This is a genomic window from Desemzia sp. FAM 23989 (genome assembly GCF_045528345.1).
GTDB lineage: Bacteria > Bacillota > Bacilli > Lactobacillales > Carnobacteriaceae > Desemzia.
Genome location: NZ_JBGQQT010000058.1, coordinates 1 through 706, shown reverse-complemented (window position 1 = coordinate 706; position 706 = coordinate 1). Strand labels below are relative to the sequence as shown.

General features: G+C 37.3%; 1 protein-coding gene. It reads right to left on the bottom strand.

The window, feature by feature from the left end; translation table 11 throughout:
• Window positions 1-552 (bottom strand): transposase (locus ACEN36_RS13010; protein WP_407126895.1); only part of this gene is annotated, 552 nt, incomplete at its 3' end.
• Window positions 553-706: the final 154 nt, after the last annotated feature.

The window sequence follows — 706 nt, the reverse complement described above, 5'->3', positions numbered from 1 at the left end:
GTCTCCGGTAAGACCATCAAAGGCAACGAGTGGATGATAACCGGTTGTCTGGTAATGCGCATTATAATCGGTCATTTCTTGGTTTCCAAAGGTATCACTGTGAGTAGAATCTAAATCGAAAATCATTTCGTTCGTATTTCGAATCGTACGTGCTTTATCAATCAAAATCTGGTTAACCTTTTGTAGCTGGACGATATTTTCTGTTGACATCCGATCCCAAAAGCGAGAAATGGATGACTGTGAAGCCAACCGCTTTTTGCTTAAAACAGCTTGAAAGATAGGATCCGTTGCTAATATATTGGCTGAAGAATCTGTAGGATAGCCTGCAATCAACTGCAAGATGATTTGTTCCAGAATAGATTCATTTTCATGAACATGATACAGTCGGTCATCTTGAATCTGGATGTTTTTACATAAGATTTGGCTAAACTCAAATTTGTTCATGAATTCTTTTGCTAATATTAAGCCGGAATCTGAGGACAAATTTCCACCAGAGTGAGATACTGTAACATTTGAATTGAAAAGTAGACGATTTTCGTGTAAAGTTGCCATTGAGAGAACCCCTTTCTTTGGTTAGGTTTAGTCACTTTAACCATAGCAGATTGGGGTTCTTTTTGTACACCCAAAGGGTGCGAATAAACGAAACAAAATAGACTGTTATAACAAGGTTTTTGAAGCGTTTTTGAAAAACTATGAATTATTCAGG